Raw genomic sequence first — 23,472 nt, 5'->3', positions numbered from 1 at the left:
GGCAAGACAACAAAAGCAAAAGCCATTTAGTTTCTTGTTAACACCGCTTCTCGTTTAGTTTCAGGTGCGCTAAATTTTTAGGGTCTTTGCTGACAAAAGGCCTCTTACGTGGCATCGTATTGCAGTATTTTAATAACCTAGCCCATCGGTGCGCTTAGCTCGTAGCATTAGCTCGTAGCTTTAACTCGTAGTATTAGCTCGTAACTTTAGCTCGTATTATTGGCCCGCTACTTCGCGTTAAGTTGCACTTAATGATGTGGCAATGATGTAAGGCATAGGTCTTATTTAACGAGGAGTTTACGTGGTACCTTATATTCTTACCATTTTGTGCGTGTTAGTTGCAGGCGCTATTCATTGGATGTCGCCAAAGGCTTATTGGAAAGCCACCATTATGTCTACCGCCGTTATCTTACTATTTTCTGTCGCTGCGCTGTTTATTTTCAAGGCTTCAGGAATGCTGGTAAGTGAACATACCGGGGAAAATGCAGACTTCTCAGGACAGATGCTCACCATTACAACGATGATTGCCTTCTTCGGCTTCTTGATTTCTCTCTTTGTCGGTTGGTTTCTTCGCGTAGTAAGAAACTAGCTTTTGAAATTAAATCTAAGTATCTACAGGCGGATTGCACCACTAAAGTGCAATACCGCTTGCGCTCTCTCCTAAAGTGCCCGTCATTTTTTGACTCATCAAATAGCAATTAATTTTGCTTAACACCTATAAAAGTCACGCCTGTTGCGTATTCAGCACATTACAAACCCGTCTAAGCCTTGCCTAACTACATTTTTATAAACAGGGCATAAGTGTTGCTTAATTTAGTGTGCTTTGAAGCAATACTTCGCAAAAAACTATCAATAAAAAAGCGAATTGCGTAAACCAACATTTAGCAGGACCTCTTATGCTGCACGAACCTGAACAAAGCATTGCGCTTTGTAGCGATGCGACCAAACGTTTTTTGCTGGCCGCAAAACATGCAGAAATCACGGTGTTAGAACAGCTTTCTAGTAACTGTCGTATTGTTATTGCGGTTCGTGAGCTTATACATGAACTGCAAAAAGAGCGCGGAGCCAGCAATATATTTCTTGCGTCTAAAGCCGAGCGCTACCAAGTTGAGCGAATGCAGTATGTCAGTGCTAGTGAACAAGCAGAGTCAATGCTAAAAAGCCATTTGAAGTCTCTTTACTTAACTGATGAGATCACCTCTGGTAACCCGCGCTTATTAAGCAGTATTACTTTAGCCATGCAGGCGACAGACTATTTGCCACGCTTAAGAGAACAAGTCAGTAAGCAGCAGCTAACGCCACTAGAATCAACACGAGCTTACAGCCGCTTAGTGGCAAGTTTGCTTACTGTCATTTTTGAAGCAGCTGATATAGCAAGCGACCCAACCATTACCCGTTTACTTGTTGCTTTGTTCAACTTCATGCAGGCCAAAGAGTATGCTGGGCAAGAGCGAGCGTGGGGAGCAATTGGTTTCGCAGAAACCCATTTCGACGCGCGTTTATGTGAAAAGCTTACTGCGCTTCAGCACGCCCAAGAACATCACTTTAATATATTCTGTGAGTTTAGCTGTAAGCCGCATAAAGAGGCATTCGAAGCTTTAAATAAAAGCCCTGCCGCAATAGATATTACACAGCTTAGAAATATGATCGCGCAGCTTGGAGACGGCAGCCCGATTGCCGGTGAAATATCAGAAGTTTGGTTCGATGTAGCGACTCGTCGCATAGATGCAATGCAAGGTATCGAGGTAGCACTGACCGAAGCCTTAACACAGCAAGCTAACAGTAAAGTAGCCAATGCAAAAAATGAAATGGCCAATCATCAACAGTTACTTACGCGCTTTAACGATGAGCACGCCAATGATGGCTCTCCGCTCACCTTACTGTTTGACCCCAGCATGCCCGGTTTAGCAGAAGATACAAAAGACGACGAGATTAAAACGCTATCACTCGATGAGCAGACTAAAACCTTATCGGCCCACCGCTCTTTTTACGACTTACTGCGTTCACAAGCCCAGCATATAGAAGACATGGGGCGAGAGCTTGAAGAAGCTAAACGTGCAATTCAAGATCAGAAGCTTATAAGCCGAGCAAAGCTGGTAGTAATGGAGCAATTTGGACTAAGCGAAAACAACGCTTATCGCCGACTGCAAAAACAAGCTATGAGCGAAAATACGACCATAGCGGCTATTGCCACTAAGATAGTTGATATTACTACGAAAAATTCTGCCGTAAGGTAAGTAGAAACTAATACTGATTCTGCGGTCTTCAGTAGCGCTGCTGTCAATTATTGGCAGCAGCCACTACATTTTAGTTTTATATTAAGCTACCACCTTATTTAAGTTCGAACACTTGCTCTACTGGAATAGCAAAATGGGCAGCAATTCTTAGCGCTATAACAACCGATGGTGTGAAGCGTCCTGTTTCCACGGTACTTATGGTTTTTCTGGAAACACCAATCGCATCGGCTAATTCTTGCTGAGAGATTTTATGTTGCAATCTGAGCTTGTGAATGTGGTTATCTAAATCTTCATTCATCTAGGTCTTCCTCTCGCAGTTTCCATAAAATAGATGTTCCATGGGCGGCTGCGGCTACACCGAGTAATACTTGAAGTGCATTGGTAATCTGATAGGGAGCAATTAATTCTACAAACCACCTGCTATCACCGCAAATAGCGAGCATGATTGTGCCAAAAATCAGTACATGACAGGTAACGCGCAAGCTAAATGAGCTGACATAGTCAACGTATTCATCGTCAAATGTAAGTGTCCAAAAGCCCAAACGAGATATATTTTTGGCGAACTTCATTGATTTAACCCCTAACACTACACAGTAAATAACACTTACTAAAGACGCTAACCCTAATGAAAAGTAGATAGCTGAGTCCGTATCGTTAGTCATTGATAATGCGGCTCTGACTAAAACAAAGAAGGCTAAGGCGAGGCTGATTTTGCCAGTTAGTGTTAAATACTCTTGCTCAGTCTCTGGTGGTACCAAAATTGATGTTGCCATTTTTAAATCCTTTAATATTTAACGGCGCATTAATGCCGTTTACAGCTCACTGCGTTTTAATGTCACGTATGATACCTAAACAGCCCATATGTAACCCATAGGTATCAATGATACCTTAAGGTTACATTGTTGCAAGTTTTTTATGCAACTTAAGTGTTGCGCGTTTGCTATAACTGCGTTCGTTGGTAATTTTTCGATGAAAGATACAAAGGAAATACTGGGATAAAATGTCTATTTATTAATGCTTTACTGATGGTATGAGTTCAAAAAAGAACAACGCTTTGTTATGCAGAGAAAGGTCAGCTATTGCTTTACTCCAACACGGTAAATTCTTAAATGGTAAGGCTTAATACGCTTAAATACGCACTACTTTCTGGCTATCTTTGAACCTTAAGCAAAGGCCACACATCAAGCCAATTCTTAGATGCAACTCGCTTACTAAAAATATCGGGTCTTGGGTATTGGGGGTTAATACTTATGGTGCCGGCGAAGTTGGCTTCCAAGCCAAATGGTGCAAGTACGTCTAAATCATCATTCGTTAATAAGCGAACCGCAACACAAGTTTCACGTTCTATCCAATGTGAAATGGCTGCGTGACTGCTTTTATAGGGAGAGTGCCCGTGAGCTAAGTGCATACGCGCTTGGTTTTTCACCTGCCAATTAGCTTGGGGCATTATTTGGGATAACTGGCGTTCAATGGCTTTTTCTTGGGTTTTTATTTCTGATTTAGCGGCTGCAGTTATTAGTGAGTGTTCTTGTTGTTGAAATGCTGGTTCTGTTGAAGTCTGGGCTATTGCAACATTGTGAGATACTGTGATTTCATCGCTAAAGTAAATCACATCAATATCGTTAAGCGGCGTTGGTTTAACCCTTTCATGCAACTCATCCCATATTGCATTTCGCACAAACCCTGCACCTATGTAGCCCTGCGGTAAATCAAGCGACCGCAAGGCATGAAGGCAATCCATTCTGAAAGGATCCCGCTTGATAACATCACCAAGCCGTTTGAGATCTTGCACGCTTAACCTTTGTCTTTAATACGCAGCTTTCGCTTCCACTTAATCACGTAAAAACAAAATGCCGCCATGCTTCCGCCAGCAAACCAGCCTGCGATAATATCACTAGGCCAGTGCACGCCCAGTAAGACACGGCTAAGGCCAATACAAAATACCAGCAGAGTAGTCGCAAGGTATATCCATACTCGTACCTTCGTACTTTGCGTTAAATGTGTGAGCAAATGAGCTACATAAAAGTAAACCAAGGTTGATAGCGTGGCGTGAGCCGAAGGAAAACTTTGGGTATACACATCAACATGTTGCATGTTCAGCGATGGGCGCGGTCTGTCGATACCCGCTTTAAGAAGAAACGTCATCGCAATTCCCGCCGCAACAGCAATAATAAAGGTAACGGCCTTTTTCTTCTCTCCCGCCATACCTAAAGCACCAGCAACGGCTGCCACAACAAAAATTAGTACCGTATTGCTACCTAGCGCTGTGGTATCTCTAAGCACATCACGCTTCCACCCCGACACATTGCCTAGCTCGCTAATTGTATTAAACACTGCATTATCAAATGAAGTTAAAACGCCCATGTAGACAAACAGCATCATTAACAAAAAGCCTGTCCCAAGTAGTAAAACCTGAATAGCGGGTGTTTTTATTATGCTTAGATAATCGGCGATGGCGCCATTTTTTGTCTTTTCACTGCTTGTCATGTTTCTACTTCCATTTAGTACGATTGAGGGAGCTATTTATCGTGCTTGCTGCCGCCTAGACAGTTAGGTGATGCTAGCGACTCTCCACCTCGCGCTTCCCACTCGGCCGGTGTATATGTGTGAAGCGCCAAAGCGTGAACAGGCCCCTGCAGCGCTTCTGCCGCAAGCCCGTTTATTTCTCTGTGCCTTGCTATTAAACGCTTACCTTCAAAGGCGTCGCTCACAACGGTAACTTTAAAGTGACTCTGCGCACCGTCTGGCACATTGTGCATGAAGCTTTCATCTACAACCTCAAGATAATGTGGACTAAGTGCAGACTCGATCTTAGTTTCTAGAAACGCTTTTACTTGCATTTGGCTTACCTAGCTCTTTGAATAAGATGTCGAAATGTAAGATTAATTCTACCACCGATAGGCTTAGCAGTCTTTGCAATACCGTGCACATAATGGCTTTGTGTCGCGCCTGCCATAATCAATACGCTGCCGTGTTCAAGTACCTGCGTATGCTTTTCCTTTGTTTCTTTATGCTTAAAAACGAAAGGTCTTGCCTCGCCTAATGTAACTGATGCAATCACGGGGTTGATGCCTAACTCGGGTTCATCATCGGAATGAAAGCTCATGCTGTCTTGACCATCTCGGTACCAGTTGGCTAGCACGCTGTTGAACCTTGCTTTGTACTGTGACGCGCACAATTTTTCACACAGTTGCTCACAGCGCGCTTTAATGTTTGCAAGGCTTTCCGTCCAAGGGTTCGGTGACATGGTTAAATTTGAATAGGTGTAAGTACATTCGGGATCGCCGTGCCAGCTTTGAAGCCGAGGAATTTTTACCGGCTTGCCAAACAGCCTAATCGTATCCTGACGCCAGGGTAACTCTGCTTGCAGTTTTGCAAAAAAGGTATCTGCAGTAGCCTGCGATAGCGCGTTAGGAAAATAAGTGACATCACCTTCAACTAACGGGAGCTTATAAGACGTGCGCTTGTCTTCAGCCGTGTCGAACAGGGAAAATTGCATGTGTAAGAACTATAATTCCTTTGATATTTAATACTCGCTATCTACATAGCGGTTGACGGTGCCAATGCCCCCTTTAGAGCTTGTGTAATTACACCTTATTTTTAATGAGTACGCATGCTTTTCCAGTGCGGATTGCTCTGTCATCATTAAATGTCGTGCTTCATACAAGGTGCACCCAATACCGAAGAATAACGGGTTATTCGCTAGAGCCAAGTGGTTGATATGATAAGATAGACATTAGCACGTAAACTGAATGAGCATTCCCTAGTAGATAATGCTTTGAGCCTTCTCTAAAAACAGACCCCAATGAATACAGAATTTATATTTGCCGACCGCCAGTTCTCGCTGATTCGCTACCCTGAAAAGCACCAGCACGTAAGCCTTCAAGCATGGGATAGCGCAGATGAGCTTGTTATTGAGCACATCGAAACTTTATTAAGTGAAACATCACTCTCAGTTGGCAGCGATGGGAATGATGGGTCAATGATGATCTTCAATGATGACTTCGGTGCGTTAGGCTGCTGGTTTTCCCATTTAGCGCCTTACTGGGTGTCCGATTCCTATATTTCATTGCGTTCACTGTCTGAGAACTTAAAAGCCAATCAGTTACTAAATGCGTCAGTAGATGACAGTACAAGTGAGCTAGCGACCGCACCGCTTCAAACGTTAACCAGTGTACAAAGCTTAACGTTTAAACCAGAAACTGCACCTAGCCTTATCGTCATAAAAGTCCCTCGCGCCCTCGCTTTGCTAGAACAACAGCTTATCGATTTACAGAAATATGTTACGCCTGATACTCGCATCGTCGCAACGGGTAAAGTGAAGGCCATTACGAAGTCGGTACTTAACTTGTTTGAGCGATATATTGGCCCTACCACCACCTCTCTTGCTAAAAAGAAATCTCGGCTTATTTTTGCAACGCCTCGCGAGTCTCTGAAACTCGCTAACTCTCCCTATCCTACGCGCTGGCAGTGTAAAAGCACCATGGGCGCAGAGCTTACTCTCGATAACCTTGCCAACACATTTGCTCGGCAGTCGCTGGATATTGGCGCGCGTATTATGCTTGAACACATGACGGTAAGCGCCAATGACGTTGTGGTAGATTTGGGCTGTGGTAATGGTGTATTGGGTGTAAACGCGCTGTCTCTTGCCCCTGATGCCAAAGTAATATTCGTGGATGAGTCTTACATGGCGTTAGAAAGTGCCCGACTCAACGTGCTAAACAACTTTCCGGATAAAATCGGCCAGTGCGAGTTTGTGGCAAGTAACTGCTTAGAAACACTCTTAAATCGGGAAAATAAACCTGCTGTTACCAAGATTTTGTGTAACCCTCCGTTTCATCAGCAAAACGCGATCACCGACCATATTGCATGGCAAATGTTTACTGACTCTCGTGAATTGCTTATTAAAAGTGGTCACTTGGTGGTGGTTGGCAACCGACACCTCGACTACCACATTAAACTTAAAAAGCTGTTTGGTGGCGCCAAGGTACTTGCGAGTGATAAAAAGTTCGTTATCTTAGGCACTGCAAAACGCTAAGCGCAAAGAAAAGTGCATAAAGAAAGCTGCGCAAAGAAGCGCTCAAATTAAGGAATATTTTTAAAGGCATTTTTATGAAGAAAATACTTTTATCACTTATGACCGCTGTTATGCTGATTGGCAGCAGTTCGTCGGTAATGGCCAAGAAAGATGATGGGTCTCATGTTCAGCCCGATAATTATTACCCACGAGTAAAAATTGAAACGACCATGGGCGATATCGTGGTTGAACTAGACAGAAGACGCGCGCCAATTACGGTAAATAACTTTCTTCGTTATGTGGACAAGCGTGCCTATGAAGACACGATATTCCATCGCATCGTGCCCGGCTTTGTTGTGCAAGGTGGAGGCTATACTGCTGACTTCAATGGCAAATCAAACTTCCCCGATATTTTTAATGAGTCAGGTAACGGTTTAACCAACGACCTACACACCATTGCAATGGCAAGACAAAATGACCCGCATACCGCAAACCGACAGTTTTTCTTTAACGTGAACGATAACAGCAGCTTAAACCCAGGCAGAGACTGGGGCTATGCGGTGTTTGGCGTTATTGTGGAAGGCGAAGATGTTGTTGATGCGATGTCAGAAGTAGAAACTGAATACTCCCTTCGCCTTAACGCGAATAACGTCCCGATTGAGCCAATTATTATTAAAAAGGTGACCGTTTTACCACCGCTATAAGGTTGTAGCGGCTTTGGCCGCAAAGCGTTAGACATCAGCCATAGAGCGACCTCATCTATGGCTGAATATCCAGTCTAAACAAATGCTGTTTTGAAAAGGTTTTATCGAAGTAGAGGCCCTGCTTTTTAAACCCTAGTCGCTGCAATAGCTTTTGCGATGCCTTATTGTCTGGGTGCGTCATAGCGGTTAAAAAGCCATACCCTTCAGCAGTAGCCCAAGCTATAACCTTCTTGCATGCCTCGTGGCATAAGCCGCTTCCTCTTGCTTCAGGCAACATGGCGAAACCCAAGTCTGGGCATTCAAAGGCAAAGCGATTAAATAACCCACAAACTCCTAACGGTTGTTTAGTGTCATTTAACTCAACAGCAAGTAAACCGTAACCCCACTCTTCTCGTTGAGCATTGGTTTTCCCAATGTAGTCGCAGGCGTCATCGAGTGTATTTACATTCTTACTTCCAATGTATTTAAGCCACAGCTCGTCTTGCTGTAATGCTAATACCCAGTGTTGATCATCAAACGTAAGCGGTCTTAAAGTAATTCTGTCGGAGGTTAAAATTGATGCTTCAGTATTCACACTAAACTCTCTGCCTAAGGGCGTTTGTTACTGCTAAAACTAGCGCTTCGCTAGAATTCTGTCTATATGCTCAATAGTTTCATTATTTACTTTTGCGGCACGTGGGTATTTGGGTTGTGCTCTATCGTTTATTCTTGGGTGTTCCCATAGCGACGTGTGCATTACAAATCGCTCCGCTTCTTCAATGCCGCCGTGTTCTAAGCAACCGGCCATACAAGTATCAACATAGGTTTGGCTAACAGGAAAAGCTTCGGTTGCTGGCTCGCAAGCGAGTGTTTCACAAATCCAGAAAGTGAACTGAGCCAATCGCTCATTTAACGCGTCTGTTGCTTCACACTGGTGAAGTCGAAAACTAAGCGCTTTAGGACTTACTTGTACAAATCGATAGTCTTTCTCGCGTTCCTGTAATGCGGGGTTAATTTGCGTGGGGATAAGCTGAGCGTTCAGCTGGCTATGAGCGTTGGCTAAGGCGCCTACATAGGTTTGCTCTTCATGGATACTGCGCGTCACCCAAGCTCGTTCGAACCCTGATACGGTTACAGGGATCCCTTTTGTGAAAATGTTCGAGTAGCGCTCTCGACTATCTTTGCTGAGTAAGCTTCCGTAACCTAAAACCATGTGCTTTTCGGTTTGCGCACTTAGCCAATTCGCTATCTCATTCATTTGCACCTCTACTTCATAGCTGCATCATCGTCACTATTTTAGGGCTGTTTATCTTTACTTTATATAGCCCTAAGAAAAAATTGCGTTACGCATTTTTTCTCGCTGCATAAATACTTTTTCACACTTCATAAATGATAAAGGCGGTGTAACACGTTACACCGCCTTTGCTTACTACAGTAAAACTGTTAATTAAAACAAGGCTCGCACACCCATAGTAAAGTTTCTACCTGGAAGCGGTGCTTGGTCTTTTAAGAAAGACGTATGAACACGAGCTTCTTCATCAGTCAGGTTTTCACCTCGGGCAAACACCACCCAGTCGATACCTTGCGAACCAAATTCGTATTGAACGCTAGCATTTACTAGTGTGTAACCATCGGTTGAGGTTTCAAACGAGGCGACGTGATCTTGATCGTCGTACCATGTAAAGCCTACGTCAGCACTTAAACCATCGTTCACATAGCTTAATTCACTGCCAAAGCGCATAGGTGGCGTACGCGGAAGGTTGTCATCTTCTACTTCTGCGCGAATATAGTCACCAAATACAGTTAAGCGTAGCGTATCTGTTAAGTCTACGTAAGTTTCTGCTTCAAAGCCCCAGATGTCAGCATCAGCTTGTTGGAAGTAGTAGATAGGCAAGCCTTCTTCATCGCTGTGCTCTTCGTGTTCGCCTTCTAGCTCTTCTTCCTCATGCTCGTCGTGTTCTTCATGTTCACTAAGTGCAATTAAACCCGTGCTCGTTTGGAATATATAGTCATCCGCCTGATTGTAAAAGAACGACGCGCTGTAGCCCCAACTTCCGGTAAATTTACGGAAAGTAATATCTAAGTTGGTGCTAACTTCTTCGTTAACACTTCTTAAGTCTTCTTCAATATGGCCTTCTTCGTCCATATCGAATACCAGACCCACTTCGTAGCTTTGAGTTGCTAAGTGCTGACCTGCAGAGAAAAGTTCTTGCTGGCTAGGCGCGCGTTCGCTGCGTGATAAGGTCACAGCAACTGAGTGGCCTTCCTGGTATTCCCAGTTAGCGCCCGCTGAAAGCGACAGGCTGGTGAAGTCATAATCAGGGAAGTTGAAAGCAACAGCGTGCTCTTCATGCTCTTCACCCTCATGCTCTTCATCGTGCTCTTCGCCTTCGTGCTCCTCTTCTTCATGTAAAACGTCAAGCTCTACTTCGCTTGCTTCAGCATCCAAGGTTGTGCGTTCAAGTCGGCCACCCAACTCAAAGGTAACGTCACCTACTTTTTTCTGCTCAACTACATAAAGTGCATAGCTTGACGTGGTATTGGCTGGCGTGAAAGCTTCTTCGCCGACAGCATTATAATCGCTATGGTTAAACTGTAACCCGAATACGCCGTGCCATCCGTTTACTTCTTCATGGTAAGCAGACAGGCGAATATCGCTTGATTCGTTGGTGAATACAGTACCCGGCTCGCCGTCTTCAATTTCTGCGTGCTCATAATCGGTATAAGCCGCGGCAAACTTAAGATTAGTTAGTCCCTCGAAAGGAGAATGCCATTCACCGGCTGCTTGATAGCGAGTCATATCTACATCAAGTAGCACGCCTTCTTCTTCATGGTCGTGATCGTCTTCGTCGTGGTCACCATCTAGCTCATCATGCTCGTCTTCGTCATGTTCTTCTTCGTGCTCATGACTGTGGCCCGGTACGCCATACTCGTTGTCTAACTGCTCAACCGCGAAACCGAAGTAACCTTCTTCTGCTACATAAGATAGGCCTGCAACCACGTTGCGGGTCTCCATGGCGCTGCTTTCTAATTCACCGTATGGTTCATCTTCATCAGGTTCGACAGACGCGAAGCCTGGGATGTCAGCATTATCTGTGTCGCGATAGAAACCGTCTACATGCCACACAATATTGCCACTACCGCCAGTCACATCAGCGCGAGTGTACGAACCATTGTTAACCGTGCTGTAGCTAGTTTCTGCTTCGCCTTCTACGCCGTCTATTTGGTACTGGGGAATGCGTTTATCTACTACGTTAACCACACCACCGATAGCACCGCTGCCGTATTGAAGTGTTGCTGGGCCGCGAAGTACTTCTACCTGGGTTGCGCTTGAAAGCGTAGTCGCTACGTTATGGTCTGGCCCAACACGCGATACGTCAGAAACATCTAAGCCGTTTTGAACTATCTTTACGCGAGGACCATCGTTGCCGCGAATAACTGGGCTACTTGATACTGGACCGAAATACGTGCTGTGTACACCCGGCGCGTTTTTAAGGGTCTCGCCTAGAGTTGGCGCTTCAATTTTACGTAGTTTATCAGCCCCGATGACAGTTACAGGTGTAACCGATTCAAGTACCGATGATTGAAGCGCATTAGCAGTTACAACAATATTTTCAACAGATGCGGGCTGTAAAACAAAGTCGACGTTTTGATCTGCGTTTACGTCACCTAAGTCGTTATCACCGTGGATATAATTTGAAGAGTAAACATGTAAATGTATATGAGGCTGTTTTACGTCATCGAAGCGGTAAACGCCATTTTCATCGGTGTAAGCAACGCGACGGCTACCTTCAATTTTAACTTCTGCACCAGCAACTGGTTGGCCAGCAGTATCGGTTACTTTTCCCGTTACTGTAGTGGCATACACAGGCGCACTTAAAAGCCCTGCTATGGACAAACTTAGCAGCGAACGCATTTTCATGAGGTTTCCTTCAAGGATGTTATAACATTATCGAGTGATGTTATAACATTTTTCAGTATTGACCTGCTTATGTCAACCGCTGCCTAGCGTAACTTCCCTTTGTTCTAACGTAATTTAATGTTTTATGACTATTTAGGTGCAAAGTTAACACTTTTCGCCCCCACATACGCAACAGTTGTTTAAGCTCTGCTTACATTAAAGTTAATAACTTCTTTAATATGTGACGCGCCTGTTTTTAACATAAGTAACCTGTCGACACCTAAGGCTACGCCTGCACATGCAGGCAACCCAGTATCAAGGGCACTTAAAAAATTCTCATCAATGGGCTTTGTTGGCAACCCGTTTTCTTTGCGCTTTTCGTTATCTGTCTCAAAGCGAAGCCTTTGCTCATTCGCCGCACTTAGCTCATGAAAGCCGTTGGCCAGTTCAGCACCTTGGTAATACACCTCAAAGCGTTCAGCAACCCGCTCATCAGCAGAACTTAACTTTGCAAGCGCAGCCTGAGAGGCCGGAAAGTTGTAGACAAAACAAGGCCGTTCAATACCGATCTTGGGCTCGATAACATAGCTAAATAACAGCTGTAATTTGCTGTCATAGCTAAGGCTTTGTGGCGCATGAATATCTATATGGTGCTGCTCCATTGCGCCTAGCAAGATTTCATCATCAGCGCTTAGTGGGTCAATATTTAGATAGTGCTGAAAGGCTTGCTGGTAAGTCATTTTATCGGCTGAGGCGGTGTTTAAGGTTTCTTGCAATAAGGCGTCAACCTCGTCCATTAAAGCGAAGTGATCATAGCCTAAGCGATACCACTCTAACATGGTAAACTCTGGGTTGTGCCAGCGCCCTTCCCCTTCGTGGCGAAACGCTTTACACACTTGATAAATACTGCCGCTACCAGCGCACAGTAAACGCTTCATGGCATATTCTGGCGAGGTCTGAAGATACAACTTACTTGGCTTACCAGATGAGGCAAAATTAAACTGTGTATCAAAAGCATCTAGGTGTTCGTCAGTAACTGTGCCATTTGAAAGTAAAGGCGTGTCTACCTCTAACACGTTTCTTGCGTAAAAAAACTCTCGGATGGTTCTGAGTAATTCTGCACGCGCTACGCGCGCATCGTGTGTAGTAGTCGGCTGCCAAGGTTGCATGTATTAAAACCTAAATAGTAAAGCTTAAACAAAAAACCGGTACACAAGGCACCGGCTTTTATACGTTAACAATATGCGCCTATAGCGCTTTAGTTTTCGCTATTATTTTTGTGCACGAGACACATATTCGCCAGAGCGCGTATCAACGCGGATAACTTCGCCTGTTTGTACGAATAGAGGAACGCGAACAACTGCACCAGTGCTAAGTGTCGCTGGTTTACCGCCCGTACCTGCTGTATCACCTTTAAGACCTGGATCCGTTTCAGTGATTTCTAGCTCAACAAAGTTAGGTGGCGTTACCGTAATAGGAGAACCATTCCACAGTGTAATAGTACAAACGTCGTTTTCTACCAACCACTTTTGGTTCTCGCCTACCGCTTTTTCGTCTGCAGCGATTTGTTCGAATGTATCGTTGTTCATAAAGTGGTAGAATTCGCCATCGGTGTACAAGTAGGCAAGCTCTGTATCCATTACATCAGCGCCTTCTACTGATTCACCTGAGCGGAAAGTTTTTTCTAAAACTTTACCTGAAATAAGCTTGCGGATTTTTACGCGGTTAAACGCTTGGCCCTTACCCGGCTTTACGTATTCGTTTTCTAGAATGTTGCAAGGTTCGCCGTCCAGCATGATTTTCAGGCCGCCTTTGAACTCGTTAGTGCTGTAATTAGCCATAATTCCTCTGTCTAAACATAAGGTACAAAAAGTTTCGTGGAACAAATAATACCTAAAAAACCGATTTCTGTAGAGCATAACTGGCAAAAAGAATTGGCAAGTAGCTACACCGATCCTGCAAAACTGTTGCAGCACTTAGGTTTAGACGAAGAAAAATACGCTCAACATATTAAAGCACGCCGCCTTTTTCCCATGCGTGTTCCACGGCATTTCGTTAGCCTTATGGAAAAGGGAAACCCTAACGACCCCCTGTTTTTACAGGTTATGCCGCTTAGCGACGAGTTTCTCACCTCACCGGGCTACAGCGAAGATCCTTTAGATGAGCATGACACAGCAGGTAAGGGTATTTTGCATAAATACGATTCTCGTGTGCTGTTGATGGTACGCACTGGCTGTGCAGTAAACTGCCGTTACTGTTTTCGTCGCCACTTCCCGTATGCCGACAATTCGGTAAGTAAACATCAGTGGCTTGATGTACTTGAATACCTTCGCAGTAACAGCAAAATTAACGAGGTGATTTTTTCAGGTGGCGACCCTCTTATGGCGAAAGATAATCATTTGTCGTGGTTAGCTAATGAAATTGCAGCCATTCCCCACATAAAACGCCTGCGCATACATAGCCGCTTGCCTGTGGTATTGCCAGAAAGAATCAGCCATGACTTTATTGAATGGTTTACGGCCTTGCCTCTTCAAAAAGTGCTGGTGCTGCACGCGAACCACGCGAATGAAGTCTCTGAGCCCTTAAAAAGGCGACTGCGCACATTGCGAGACAAGGGCGTCACCTTGCTCAATCAGTCGGTATTACTTAAAGGTATTAATGATTCTGGCGAGGCCATCAGTAACTTAAGCGAGTCACTTTTTGAAGCGGGTGTCCTGCCTTACTACTTACACGTGTTAGATAAAGTGCAGGGTGCAAGCCATTTTTATGTCAGCGATGATGAAGGTCGCCTGATTATGGAAGAAGCGATAAAGCGCCTGCCAGGCTTTTTAGTGCCAAAACTGGTGAGAGAAATTGGCGGTCAACCCGGCAAAACGCCTATCGACTTACATTTGCATCCGTAACTTACGCGTAGGTATCGATGTTGGCGCCTAACGCGGGGTTTGAAGATGACGATTTTGGTACGTCAGCGGCTGATTCCAGCAGCTGAAGCGACGCTTTACCCTCTTGCTCTTGTTGGCTTTTTGCCAACTTAAGAGAGGCCAACTCAAGTGACGCACCGGACGCTCCAGAGGCACTAGCACCTTGTAGATCCATACCATTTTCCTTTGTTGCTTGTAGCAAAGTAAAAAAATGGGCAGAATTGCCCACCCTTACAATGTGTTGAGCGTTACGTAACCAGCGAGTTCGTTAGTGAACCGTAGGTTTTGTAATTTACAACATCGTTACGTTATCGGCCTTGAAAGGCGAAACTTTAACCATTATTTACCGAAATACATTTGGCGTGGCAAAAAATAATTGCGACGCAAACCATATAAACTTAGGTGTGCAGGTAATACGCACACCTAATCACATTAGAAATAAAAGGCGTGACTATGCAACAGAGCCAAGAGATGCAAGCTGTCCATCAACAACTTCAAGAAACACTTCAAACGCTGCACCGCAAAGCCGTTGATGCCGACCAAATTTTAGATAACTTACAGCGCGATCAAAAAGGTAAGTTTGCAGCCGTATTCGCTGACGATAGCGGTTTTACCACATCAGCCAAGCGCTTTGGCCCCTATGTACAAGAGATAGCGAACGACTGGCAGTCGCTAAAGGAACTGGATGACGATGCCGCTAAGCAGGCACTTGCGCCTTTGGTTAAAAAAATAGAGTTGGCTCTTGTAACCATTGCACAGTTTCAGCAGTCTCTTGCTAAAAAGTAGTGTAGAACTGCAAGTGAGTAAAACAAAGCCCGCTTTAACAGCGGGCTTTTTAGATTAGCCTCTCACTTTCGGCGCACTCTTACATGCCTTAGCGCTTATTTTTGGTAAAGCGGCAACAAGCTGATTCTACGCTTAATTTCCTTTACTTCTTTTAAATAGGATTCACTGTCCACGCGCTGATATTGTTCAGTGAAGGCTTGCTTACTCAAGCCTTCAGGCAGACCTTCAATAGGCGGGACTATTTCCAATTCACTTTGAATGCGCGCCATGGCGTTTTGTACTTCCATTGCGGTGTTTGGATTTGTAGCAACCTTAGCAAACTCAGTACCCGACATATCTGCCGCTAAATCTACAAAGCTATAGCCCGAGCCACCGTTGCCTCGGTCCATTAACTCTTTAAACTCGCCAATTGCTAAGGACATACCTTGTTCGGCCATTAGCTCTAATGCCGCAGAGATAATAAAGTGACGAGCCAAGTCATTGCGATTATGAAGTACCGCGCCCCTGCGCGGCTTTAACGCCCTATCGGGATCTGGTTGGATATCGCCGACAAGTGCACCCACGCGGTGATGACCCACGTAAACCGCTAGCGCGAGAATTACAGCATTGTTGTGAAGTACGGCATCTTGCGACGTTTGACTTTGCTCTCGCGCTCTAGCCATCCCTTCACGCAAGTATTCAGTAAGAGAAACCGGCTTGTTTGATAAGGCTATTTCTCTTCCAGACAAGTAGCGTAGGTAGTAAGCGGAAAGCTGCTGAAGCTCAGTCTGTTCGCTAACCGACATATTTGATGTCACGACGTTTAACTCACTTAGTAGCTCATCTAAGCGCCCAACATCAAGGGTTAGTTCACCGCGCCCCATTGTTACTCGCTCTACCCGAGACAGCGCAATAGTGGCTATTTCCGATTGGGTATAAGAATTCACTGTGCGTTCTAAAAAGCCGAGTAAAAAACGGCCTGGAATGGTTAAGTCGCCTACTTGAACTTGCTCTATACGCAAGCTATCTCCGGGTAATACTAATGCCGAGGCATTAATGTAATAGCCTGTATTATCAATGGCGTAAGTAACATTTACAGTGCCTGCTAATGGGGTGATGTTTACTACGCCTTTAAACTCAGGTAAGGCCCGCTGTAACACGCCCACCAAGCTTTCGACTTGCGTTTCGGTAAGCGTTACCTGATGACCTTCTTCTCGGCGTGAAAATGCCTGTTTTAGCTGGCCGAGAAGTTCGTTAACACTGTCAGCACCATCGAGCTGCGTCGGCGCTGTCGATGCCACCAAGGGTGCTTTTTGTACAGCCATAACGGTAACCGTAGCCACGCCTACTACAAGCAGAACAAGGATGATGGCGATAGTTATTAAAAGCCATTTGAGGCTACGCAAAATCATAAGAAATCAGCTTTACCTGTAATTACAACTAATCAAAAGAAATTAGCGCCTAATGCGTTGTCGAGAAACGAAACACAATAGGCGCTAAGGTGCTGGTTATACTACGTTATCTATTTTCGCGCCACCAGTGACAAGTGGAATGACAAGTTGTCGTATATAACCTTTATAATTAACGTGTCTTGAGCTCGCTATCGCTCCACGCTTTCAAGCTATCGTAACGCACAGTAGCACGGGACAAATCGTGATGCTGCGATAAATCTGTAGGTATTACAATACAAGCCAACTTTGCTTCAAGTGCTGCTGTCATACCGGTTTGCGTGTCTTCAATGGCTACACACTCGCTAGGCGATTTACCTAGCTTATCCATTGCTAGGGCATAACAATCCGGGGCGGGCTTACTGTTTTCTACGTCTTCTACGGCCACCACACAGGAAATATAATCACTTAACTCATATTGAGATAACGTTTTTTCTACAGCCTTTTTACTTCCTCCCGTCACAATGCCAATAGTAAATCCCTTCTCTGCACATTGTGTAATGGTCTCCCTAGCAAATGGCATCAAAGGAAAAGCTTGTTTATCGAGGTAGTCACTCACGCTTTTGTGTTTCTGCTGAGCCAGTAACTGCGGTTCAATATCAATATTAAAATGCTCAACTAAGTCCACAGCATTTTGTTTGACCGGTATCCCCGCCATCACTTCGCAATAAAAATCCTTGCTTAGCTCAACATCATATTTCAATAAAATGTCTTTCCAAAGGTCAAAATGTACGGTTTCTGAGTCAATCAGGGTGCCATCGTGGTCAAATAATAGCGTTGTGGTGTTATCGCTCACCGCTAACTGGCGTGTAGATGAAGAAACTGAATGCAATGCCAAAATAAACCTCCTTGCTATTAAAACTACATTTCGGTGTTGAGAATACATAGAACGCTATCGGCACCGAAAAACCGATATCCTTCCACTTTAAGATCCAGACTTTATCCAATATTTCTTCGCGCCCAGCTTACTCCTGTAAAGCATAGGCCGGCTGCTACGTGGTACACTGGAAGCCTCTCACCAGTTTAAACATTGTTAACGTGGAGCTGACTGCGTGCTTTACCACATATTAGGCTTTGCTAGTGCCGCGCTTTTTTTACTGACTTGGTTAGGCTTATGGTCACAGATTAAAGCTATGACGCACCATCAAGTGTCCGTTACAAGCGAGAAAAGCGATGCGAACCACAGCCTGTCGCTAAACCAGTTTGGTTCTAGCTATTTTGCGTTTTTCTCTATTTTCCTATTCGGCATTTCGGTAGAGCCTTTTAACCATTACTTGGTTTGGACGCGTTTTGGCGCGCTCATTCTTACGCTCATAATAATTTGGAAAATATGGCAACACAGGCGAAATACAATTTCAGGCTACGTTGCCGCTATTGCTCTGTTTGCGCTTGTTGGCGGTACCCTTTCCATTGCTTTTCGCCCCTTCCCAACGCTTGCGCAACTTGGCGCAAACACGTTGATGCTGGTAGTCACCGTCATATTATTTCAAGGTTCGCTGCATCAGTGGTTTGTGTTGCAGCGTAGACAAAAAGTAGGCTCGCTGTCCTTTGCGTTATTTCGAAACATCTTGATTAAAGACGTTAGCACCTTAATGTTCGGCTTAACAATGCCGTTAAGCCAAAGCTGGCCGCTACTCATCTTAAACGGCACCAGTGTCATAATGCGTGGCAGTATTTTATTGCAGATGCACAAACTAAAACGCCGAGAACTCCATGTTTCAGGATAGTATCTCGGCGTTTTCTATTCACTTTTTGTGACGTTTTGCTATTTGACCAGCTTTTAAAGCATCGACGTTAATTCTGTGCGTTAGCCCTTACAAGCGCTATAGCGCCACTTCTGCCATATTGCCTTTGCTTTCAAGCCAAGTTTTACGGTCGCCTGAACGCTTCTTAGCAAGCAGCATATCCATTAGCTCCATCATCTCTTCAGCATCTTCAATAGTCAGCTGAACAAGGCGACGGGTGTTCGGGTCCATTGTAGTTTCGCGAAGCTGTAGCGGGTTCATTTCACCCAAACCTTTGAAGCGCTGTACGTTCACTTTTCCGCGTTTCTTTTCTGCTTCAATACGATCCAGAATACCCTGCTTTTCGCCTTCATCTAGAGCGTAATACACCTCTTTACCCACATCTATTCTAAATAGCGGAGGCATGGCGACATACACATGGCCTTGCTCTACCAAGGTTCTGAAATGACGTACAAAAAGCGCACATAGTAAGGTTGCAATGTGTAGCCCGTCAGAGTCAGCATCGGCAAGAATACAAATTTTACCGTAGCGTAAACCAGACAGATCTGTTGAATCTGGATCTATACCCAGCGCCACAGAAATATCGTGAATTTCCTGTGATGCCAGTACTTGAGAAGAGTCTACTTCCCAGCTATTTAAGATTTTACCGCGCAGGGGCATGATTGCCTGAAACTCTCTGTCACGCGCTTGTTTAGCCGAGCCACCTGCCGAGTCACCCTCTACTAAAAACAACTCAGAGTAAGAAGTATCTTGCGATGAACAGTCGGTTAATTTACCCGGTAGTGCAGGGCCTTGTGTAACCTTTTTACGGGCAACTTTTTTCACCTGTCGAAGACGACGCTGTGCATTGTTAATACACATTTCAGCCAGCGCTTCAGCAATTTCAGTATGTTGGTTTAGCCACAAACTAAATGCGTCTTTCACCACACCTGATACAAACGCACTGGCCTGACGTGAAGACAAACGCTCTTTGGTTTGTCCCGCGAACTGAGGGTCCTGCATTTTAGTTGAAAGAATATAGGCGCAGCGGTCCCAAATATCGTCCGGCGATAGCTTAACGCCACGGGGCATTAAGTTTCTAAATTCGCAAAACTCGCGCATCGACTCAAGTAAGCCTTGGCGCAATCCATTAACGTGTGTACCACCTTGCGCGGTAGGAATAAGGTTAACGTAGCTCTCTGTAACCAAATCACCACCTTCAGGCAACCACATCACAGCCCAATCGGCGGCTTCTGTGTTGCCACTAAACGTGCCTACAAATGGCGTATCTGACGGTAAGGTTTCGAACTCTTCCACCGCTTGGTAAAGATAGTCTTTTAGGCCATCTTCGTAATACCACTCTTGGCTTTCTTTGGTAATTTTGTTGTCAAAGCGAATGCGTAAGCCAGGGCTCAATACCGCTTTGGCACGCAGATTATGAACAAGACGGCTAACCGAGAACTTTGCAGAATCAAAATATTGCGGGTCGGGCCAAAAATGAACACGGGTACCTGTGTTGCGCTTGCCGCAAGTATCGATAACCTGTAAATCTTCTACCTTGTCGCCATTTTCAAAGGCGATTTGATATACGTTACTGTCTCGTCGAATTGTCACTTCTACGCGGGTTGAAAGCGCATTAACTACCGAAATCCCCACCCCGTGAAGACCACCAGAGAAGGCGTAGTTTTTATTTGAAAACTTACCGCCTGCGTGAAGCTTACATAATATAAGCTCTACGCCTGATATTCCCTCTTCAGGGTGTATATCCACCGGCATACCACGACCATCGTCGATAACTTCTAACGATTGGTCTTCATGCAAAATAACTTTGATATTAGAGGCATGGCCGGCGAGCGCTTCATCCACACTGTTATCGATAACTTCCTGCCCTAAATGGTTTGGGCGGGTGGTGTCGGTATACATACCAGGACGGCGTTTTACGGGGTCAAGGCCGTTTAAAACCTCGATAGCTTCTGAATTATATTGATTTGACATAGTTATGGTTGTTATTTAAGCCAGCGATAAGGAAAGAAAGCACACACTACTGTGAGTAATTACAGCACTGCACGGCGTATATTTGATGTTAGCAGGGCTAGTAAAGACTGGCAATGCGCTTATTTTAGCAAAAACTCTGCGATAGCAGGTAAGTGGTTTTCATAACCAACAAAGCTGTGATCGCCACCTTCTTCAATAAGTAAGTGACTTTGCTGGTACTTCTCTGCAGCCAAGCGGTAGTCTAGAGTTTCATCTTCCGTTTGAAGCAGCACTTTGTAACTAGCTGGCTGTTTAATTGAAGCAGCCTCCAAGGCTTTTATAACCCCCATATCGCTTTCTACTATCTCAAACTTTTCTCTGCTGTATGGGTTCTCATGAGTGCCTATGAAGTTTTGCAGCAGTTCATAGGGGCGTACCGCTGGATTTATTAATACGGCTTTGCCACCAAACTTCTCTAGTAAATATGTAGAGAGATAGCCGCCCATTGAGCTACCAATCAGTTTAAGCCCGTTTTCGAGCAGTGCTGGGGTACTATCAATAAGCTCAAGCAGCTGACTTTCAACTTTACTAGGAAAATTAGACAGTTCAGGTATATGTAAGGTGACGTTTGAGTGATGCTGCTCAAAATATTGTTTAGTGGCTTGGGCCTTTATGGACTTCGGGGAGCTCAAAAAGCCATGAAGATATAAGATGTGCTGCATACTGTTCTCTACTGTGTTGCTCTCTACTGTATTGTTCTCTGTACTTTGGACTATTTTAGACCTAGACCTCGATAACCCTAACGTCTACCGTTCCATTATCCATCAAATTAATTACCTGGTACCCAGGTGCCGCTTCGCTTACACCGAATTCAGCGCGCATTTGCCACTGCCAGCAGGTAGACGGGCTTCCGAAAGAAGGCGTGCTATTCCTTCCTATTTCTTGGCGCAATGGCGAATGGATATGACCGTGAATTAACGCCTTTATTTGCGGATATTCATTGATAAGCAACTCAAAGTGCTGCGCATTAACCAAAAAATGTTTATCCATCCAGCTTTTCGAAGGCAATACATGATGATGGAGCGCAACAAGGTGGTTAACGTTCGATGATGCATCTAGCGATTGTTTTAATGCAATTAAATCGCTGTCTTTTACCTCGCCCGCAGCCGTGTGCATATTGCCTGAAGTGCGGGTATCCATACCGTGTATTTGCCAGTTCGAAAAGCTTATCGGGTTGGTACTCTGCAAGTGACGACTACCGAGATAGCTTTCGAAATGCGGATTATTGTCGTGATTCCCCGCAAGAACAAACCAGTCTATATTTTCTGGCTCGATATATTGCTCCATCAATGCGGTAAAGTGCTGATAGCTTTCGGGGGAGTTATCGCCACTGATGTCTCCAGTAATCAGCACTATCACTTTCGGCTCTTGACCAATAGTTTCTTTATTAGCGCTTTGCTTTTTTGAATCAGCAATATCTGCAAGGACCTGCCGAACAGCGCTAAGTACACGCGTTAGTGAGTGATAAGGCGCTATACCCGCGTAACCGGTTTTGTCTTTGTCCTTAAACAAGTGGCAATCACTTATCTGTATTAGTGATATCACGCTTCTGAGGTAACGTTTGTTGAATGTTGCAGGCAAAAGTTTAGCCACTCAGCTAAAAAGATATTTACCATATGCTTTTCGTTGCGCTGGCGCATTTTCAAATTAGGGTATTCGTAAGAAGGCTCAAGGGCCCCGGTATTTTGGCTATTTATCACTTCAGCCATGCGCGCATCATGATATAGACGAACCGTCATAGTTGGCGTTAGATACGACGGCATATCTTTGGTAGTTTGCTTGATGCTCAGCGTGCTGGTGTAGCGTGCAGAGTCCACTATCCTAATCTCATAGGCCAACCCCACGCCAACGGAAAATTCATAACTCAAGTCTTCCGTATCGCAGTCAGGTAGCATTCTAAGAACGTAAGAATAGTTCAGTTCGCAAAGCGCCTGCATTGACGGAAGATGAGGGATGTATTTTCGTTGCTTGCGTTGTGTCACGATGTCTGCCACTGCTCCAGAAGTTGTGTTTTATGCATAAAAAACCATTGTAGCGCAATTACTGCTGCGGCGTTGTCTATATGGCCATTTTCTAGCCATTCAAGAGCGGTATTCTCTTTTACGCGATGCACTTTGATATCCTCAGACTCGCTTTCAAGCCCGTGAATCCCCTTTGCCAAGCTTGCATCAGTCTTTGCTATAAATATATGTAATCTTTCAGTAGTACCGCCTGGGCTCGATAAATAGCTTAGGGCCTTGGTCAAGTTTTGTAACTCTATTCCCGCCTCTTCCATCGACTCTCTATGGCACACATTTTCTGGTGTTTCCCCCTTATCTATCATGCCTGCGATAATTTCTATTAACCAAGGGCTTGAAGATGTGGCTAACGCCCCAATTCTAACCTGCTCAATTAGCACGAATTCTTGAAGAATAGGATCGTAGGGCAAAACGCCCACCGCATGACCGCGTTCAAAAATTTCGCGTGTCACTGTGTTGCTCCATTCTCCATTGAAACACTTGTGCTTAAATTGATACTGATTCATGGTAAAGAAACCACGATACACTGGCTTAATGTCGGTGATTTCGACGTCATTTGAGGTAAATGAAAGGAATTCCTTGCTCATTTGCTGACACTTATGGTTCAAATAGATTTATCATACATAGTACATTTACACATCAACCATGTATACGCATGTAAAATGCGATGTTGAGTGTGTACGAATAACAGAAAACTCATATTACAAGTCGTCTATTACTATAA

The 23,472-nt window shown here is 44.7% G+C and carries 26 protein-coding genes; 7 read left to right on the top strand and 19 right to left on the bottom strand.

The features are described 5' to 3' along the window. Positions 1-301: 301 nt before the first annotated feature. Both IW644_RS08280 and IW644_RS08275 read left to right on the top strand, forming a co-directional pair. Positions 302-589 (top strand): hypothetical protein, encoded by a 288-nt coding sequence (locus IW644_RS08280; RefSeq protein WP_014948232.1) that lies wholly within the window; start codon positions 302-304, stop codon positions 587-589. Positions 590-896: 307 nt separating this feature from the next. After that, positions 897-2,237 (top strand): nitrate regulatory protein, encoded by a 1,341-nt coding sequence (locus tag IW644_RS08275; RefSeq protein WP_269917213.1) that lies wholly within the window; start codon positions 897-899, stop codon positions 2,235-2,237. A 94-nt stretch (positions 2,238-2,331) separates the two neighbouring features. Here the strand turns inward: IW644_RS08275 and IW644_RS08270 are convergent, their stop codons facing one another. From IW644_RS08270 to IW644_RS08245, 6 genes are all read right to left on the bottom strand, one after another. Further along, positions 2,332-2,535: a helix-turn-helix transcriptional regulator gene (locus tag IW644_RS08270; RefSeq protein WP_025256580.1), complete on the bottom strand. Its 204-nt coding sequence runs from the start codon at positions 2,533-2,535 to the stop codon at positions 2,332-2,334. Beyond that, positions 2,528-3,010 (bottom strand): hypothetical protein, encoded by a 483-nt coding sequence (locus tag IW644_RS08265; RefSeq protein WP_269917212.1) that lies wholly within the window; start codon positions 3,008-3,010, stop codon positions 2,528-2,530. Before IW644_RS08265 ends, IW644_RS08270 begins: the two co-directional genes overlap by 8 nt. Before the next feature lie 377 nt (positions 3,011-3,387). After that, complete coding sequence (locus tag IW644_RS08260) at positions 3,388-4,029, bottom strand: nucleotidyltransferase family protein (protein WP_269917211.1); 642 nt, start codon at positions 4,027-4,029, stop codon at positions 3,388-3,390. A gap of 2 nt (positions 4,030-4,031) precedes the next feature. Continuing rightward, the gene (locus tag IW644_RS08255) at positions 4,032-4,724 is read right to left on the bottom strand and encodes a phosphatase PAP2 family protein (protein WP_269917210.1); all 693 of its coding nucleotides are present in this window, start codon (positions 4,722-4,724) and stop codon (positions 4,032-4,034) included. A gap of 32 nt (positions 4,725-4,756) precedes the next feature. After that, positions 4,757-5,077 carry a BolA family protein gene (locus IW644_RS08250; RefSeq protein WP_269917209.1) on the bottom strand — a complete coding sequence of 107 codons (321 nt, stop codon included), beginning with the start codon at positions 5,075-5,077 and terminating at the stop codon, positions 4,757-4,759. Positions 5,078-5,082: 5 nt separating this feature from the next. Beyond that, positions 5,083-5,736 carry an alpha-ketoglutarate-dependent dioxygenase AlkB family protein gene (locus IW644_RS08245; protein ID WP_269917208.1) on the bottom strand — a complete coding sequence of 218 codons (654 nt, stop codon included), beginning with the start codon at positions 5,734-5,736 and terminating at the stop codon, positions 5,083-5,085. A gap of 306 nt (positions 5,737-6,042) precedes the next feature. Here IW644_RS08245 and IW644_RS08240 point away from each other — a divergent pair, with 306 nt between their 5' ends. After that, complete coding sequence (locus IW644_RS08240; RefSeq protein WP_269917207.1) at positions 6,043-7,275, top strand: methyltransferase; 1,233 nt, start codon at positions 6,043-6,045, stop codon at positions 7,273-7,275. Positions 7,276-7,349: 74 nt separating this feature from the next. After that, positions 7,350-7,958 carry a peptidylprolyl isomerase gene (locus IW644_RS08235; RefSeq protein ID WP_269917206.1) on the top strand — a complete coding sequence of 203 codons (609 nt, stop codon included), beginning with the start codon at positions 7,350-7,352 and terminating at the stop codon, positions 7,956-7,958. A gap of 55 nt (positions 7,959-8,013) precedes the next feature. Here IW644_RS08235 and IW644_RS08230 read toward each other — a convergent pair whose 3' ends face one another. The 5 genes from IW644_RS08230 to efp form a co-directional block, all read right to left on the bottom strand. Next, positions 8,014-8,532 carry a GNAT family N-acetyltransferase gene (locus IW644_RS08230; RefSeq protein WP_269917205.1) on the bottom strand — a complete coding sequence of 173 codons (519 nt, stop codon included), beginning with the start codon at positions 8,530-8,532 and terminating at the stop codon, positions 8,014-8,016. Positions 8,533-8,571: 39 nt separating this feature from the next. Beyond that, complete coding sequence (locus tag IW644_RS08225; RefSeq protein ID WP_269917204.1) at positions 8,572-9,195, bottom strand: gamma-glutamylcyclotransferase; 624 nt, start codon at positions 9,193-9,195, stop codon at positions 8,572-8,574. A 189-nt stretch (positions 9,196-9,384) separates the two neighbouring features. After that, positions 9,385-11,859 (bottom strand): TonB-dependent receptor, encoded by a 2,475-nt coding sequence (locus tag IW644_RS08220; RefSeq protein ID WP_269917203.1) that lies wholly within the window; start codon positions 11,857-11,859, stop codon positions 9,385-9,387. 179 nt (positions 11,860-12,038) lie between these two features. Beyond that, a complete protein-coding gene (gene epmA / locus IW644_RS08215; RefSeq protein ID WP_269917202.1) occupies positions 12,039-13,007 on the bottom strand; it encodes an elongation factor P--(R)-beta-lysine ligase in 969 nt (322 codons plus the stop codon). Between the two features lie 102 nt (positions 13,008-13,109). After that, positions 13,110-13,679, bottom strand: coding sequence for an elongation factor P (gene efp, locus IW644_RS08210; RefSeq protein WP_179982333.1), 570 nt, complete (start codon positions 13,677-13,679; stop codon positions 13,110-13,112). 36 nt (positions 13,680-13,715) lie between these two features. Between efp and epmB the strand changes: the two genes are divergently transcribed. Then, on the top strand, positions 13,716-14,741 hold the full coding sequence (gene epmB, locus IW644_RS08205) for an EF-P beta-lysylation protein EpmB (protein WP_269917201.1): 1,026 nt from the start codon (positions 13,716-13,718) through the stop codon (positions 14,739-14,741). Between the two features lies 1 nt (position 14,742). Here epmB and IW644_RS08200 read toward each other — a convergent pair whose 3' ends face one another. Then, positions 14,743-14,934: a hypothetical protein gene (locus IW644_RS08200; RefSeq protein WP_269917200.1), complete on the bottom strand. Its 192-nt coding sequence runs from the start codon at positions 14,932-14,934 to the stop codon at positions 14,743-14,745. A 278-nt stretch (positions 14,935-15,212) separates the two neighbouring features. Between IW644_RS08200 and IW644_RS08195 the strand changes: the two genes are divergently transcribed. Then, positions 15,213-15,545 (top strand): hypothetical protein, encoded by a 333-nt coding sequence (locus tag IW644_RS08195; RefSeq protein ID WP_269917199.1) that lies wholly within the window; start codon positions 15,213-15,215, stop codon positions 15,543-15,545. Positions 15,546-15,640: 95 nt separating this feature from the next. On the opposite strand, the gene IW644_RS08190 is transcribed toward IW644_RS08195, so the two are convergent. Then, positions 15,641-16,936, bottom strand: a complete 1,296-nt coding sequence (locus IW644_RS08190; protein WP_269917198.1) for a hypothetical protein — start codon at positions 16,934-16,936, stop codon at positions 15,641-15,643. A gap of 169 nt (positions 16,937-17,105) precedes the next feature. Next, the gene (locus tag IW644_RS08185) at positions 17,106-17,810 is read right to left on the bottom strand and encodes an HAD family hydrolase (protein WP_269917197.1); all 705 of its coding nucleotides are present in this window, start codon (positions 17,808-17,810) and stop codon (positions 17,106-17,108) included. Positions 17,811-18,105: 295 nt separating this feature from the next. On the opposite strand from IW644_RS08185, the gene IW644_RS08180 reads away from it, so the two are divergent. Continuing rightward, positions 18,106-18,699, top strand: a complete 594-nt coding sequence (locus tag IW644_RS08180; protein WP_269917196.1) for a hypothetical protein — start codon at positions 18,106-18,108, stop codon at positions 18,697-18,699. 96 nt (positions 18,700-18,795) lie between these two features. On the opposite strand, the gene parE is transcribed toward IW644_RS08180, so the two are convergent. From parE to nudF, 5 genes are all read right to left on the bottom strand, one after another. Then, a complete protein-coding gene (gene parE / locus IW644_RS08175; RefSeq protein ID WP_269917195.1) occupies positions 18,796-20,691 on the bottom strand; it encodes a DNA topoisomerase IV subunit B in 1,896 nt (631 codons plus the stop codon). A gap of 119 nt (positions 20,692-20,810) precedes the next feature. Continuing rightward, on the bottom strand, positions 20,811-21,392 hold the full coding sequence (locus IW644_RS08170) for a YqiA/YcfP family alpha/beta fold hydrolase (RefSeq protein WP_269917194.1): 582 nt from the start codon (positions 21,390-21,392) through the stop codon (positions 20,811-20,813). Between the two features lie 61 nt (positions 21,393-21,453). Beyond that, on the bottom strand, positions 21,454-22,275 hold the full coding sequence (locus IW644_RS08165) for a metallophosphoesterase (RefSeq protein ID WP_269917193.1): 822 nt from the start codon (positions 22,273-22,275) through the stop codon (positions 21,454-21,456). Further along, on the bottom strand, positions 22,272-22,667 hold the full coding sequence (locus IW644_RS08160) for a DUF1249 domain-containing protein (protein ID WP_269917321.1): 396 nt from the start codon (positions 22,665-22,667) through the stop codon (positions 22,272-22,274). Before IW644_RS08160 ends, IW644_RS08165 begins: the two co-directional genes overlap by 4 nt. Positions 22,668-22,708: 41 nt before the next feature. Next, a complete protein-coding gene (gene nudF / locus IW644_RS08155; protein WP_269917192.1) occupies positions 22,709-23,335 on the bottom strand; it encodes an ADP-ribose diphosphatase in 627 nt (208 codons plus the stop codon). Positions 23,336-23,472 lie beyond the last annotated feature (137 nt).

The organism is Alteromonas sp. PRIM-21, assembly GCF_027563165.1.
In the GTDB taxonomy this organism is placed as follows: domain Bacteria; phylum Pseudomonadota; class Gammaproteobacteria; order Enterobacterales; family Alteromonadaceae; genus Alteromonas; species Alteromonas macleodii_A.
The sequence above is the reverse complement of the archived record's forward strand: the minus strand, read 5'-3'. Positions and strand labels throughout refer to the sequence as shown.

Coding starts and splice junctions, on each gene's coding strand:
- IW644_RS08275 (WP_269917213.1), top strand. CDS start 897: ATGCTGCACGAACCTGAACAAAGCATTGCGCTTTGTAGCGATGCGACC.
- IW644_RS08270 (WP_025256580.1), bottom strand. CDS start 2,535: ATGAATGAAGATTTAGATAACCACATTCACAAGCTCAGATTGCAACAT.
- IW644_RS08265 (WP_269917212.1), bottom strand. CDS start 3,010: ATGGCAACATCAATTTTGGTACCACCAGAGACTGAGCAAGAGTATTTA.
- IW644_RS08255 (WP_269917210.1), bottom strand. CDS start 4,724: ATGACAAGCAGTGAAAAGACAAAAAATGGCGCCATCGCCGATTATCTA.
- IW644_RS08250 (WP_269917209.1), bottom strand. CDS start 5,077: ATGCAAGTAAAAGCGTTTCTAGAAACTAAGATCGAGTCTGCACTTAGT.
- IW644_RS08245 (WP_269917208.1), bottom strand. CDS start 5,736: ATGCAATTTTCCCTGTTCGACACGGCTGAAGACAAGCGCACGTCTTAT.
- IW644_RS08240 (WP_269917207.1), top strand. CDS start 6,043: ATGAATACAGAATTTATATTTGCCGACCGCCAGTTCTCGCTGATTCGC.
- IW644_RS08235 (WP_269917206.1), top strand. CDS start 7,350: ATGAAGAAAATACTTTTATCACTTATGACCGCTGTTATGCTGATTGGC.
- IW644_RS08225 (WP_269917204.1), bottom strand. CDS start 9,195: ATGAATGAGATAGCGAATTGGCTAAGTGCGCAAACCGAAAAGCACATG.
- IW644_RS08220 (WP_269917203.1), bottom strand. CDS start 11,859: ATGAAAATGCGTTCGCTGCTAAGTTTGTCCATAGCAGGGCTTTTAAGT.
- epmA (WP_269917202.1), bottom strand. CDS start 13,007: ATGCAACCTTGGCAGCCGACTACTACACACGATGCGCGCGTAGCGCGT.
- efp (WP_179982333.1), bottom strand. CDS start 13,679: ATGGCTAATTACAGCACTAACGAGTTCAAAGGCGGCCTGAAAATCATG.
- IW644_RS08200 (WP_269917200.1), bottom strand. CDS start 14,934: ATGGATCTACAAGGTGCTAGTGCCTCTGGAGCGTCCGGTGCGTCACTT.
- IW644_RS08195 (WP_269917199.1), top strand. CDS start 15,213: ATGCAACAGAGCCAAGAGATGCAAGCTGTCCATCAACAACTTCAAGAA.
- IW644_RS08190 (WP_269917198.1), bottom strand. CDS start 16,936: ATGATTTTGCGTAGCCTCAAATGGCTTTTAATAACTATCGCCATCATC.
- IW644_RS08180 (WP_269917196.1), top strand. CDS start 18,106: ATGACGCACCATCAAGTGTCCGTTACAAGCGAGAAAAGCGATGCGAAC.
- parE (WP_269917195.1), bottom strand. CDS start 20,691: ATGTCAAATCAATATAATTCAGAAGCTATCGAGGTTTTAAACGGCCTT.
- IW644_RS08170 (WP_269917194.1), bottom strand. CDS start 21,392: ATGCAGCACATCTTATATCTTCATGGCTTTTTGAGCTCCCCGAAGTCC.
- IW644_RS08160 (WP_269917321.1), bottom strand. CDS start 22,667: ATGCAGGCGCTTTGCGAACTGAACTATTCTTACGTTCTTAGAATGCTA.
- nudF (WP_269917192.1), bottom strand. CDS start 23,335: ATGAGCAAGGAATTCCTTTCATTTACCTCAAATGACGTCGAAATCACC.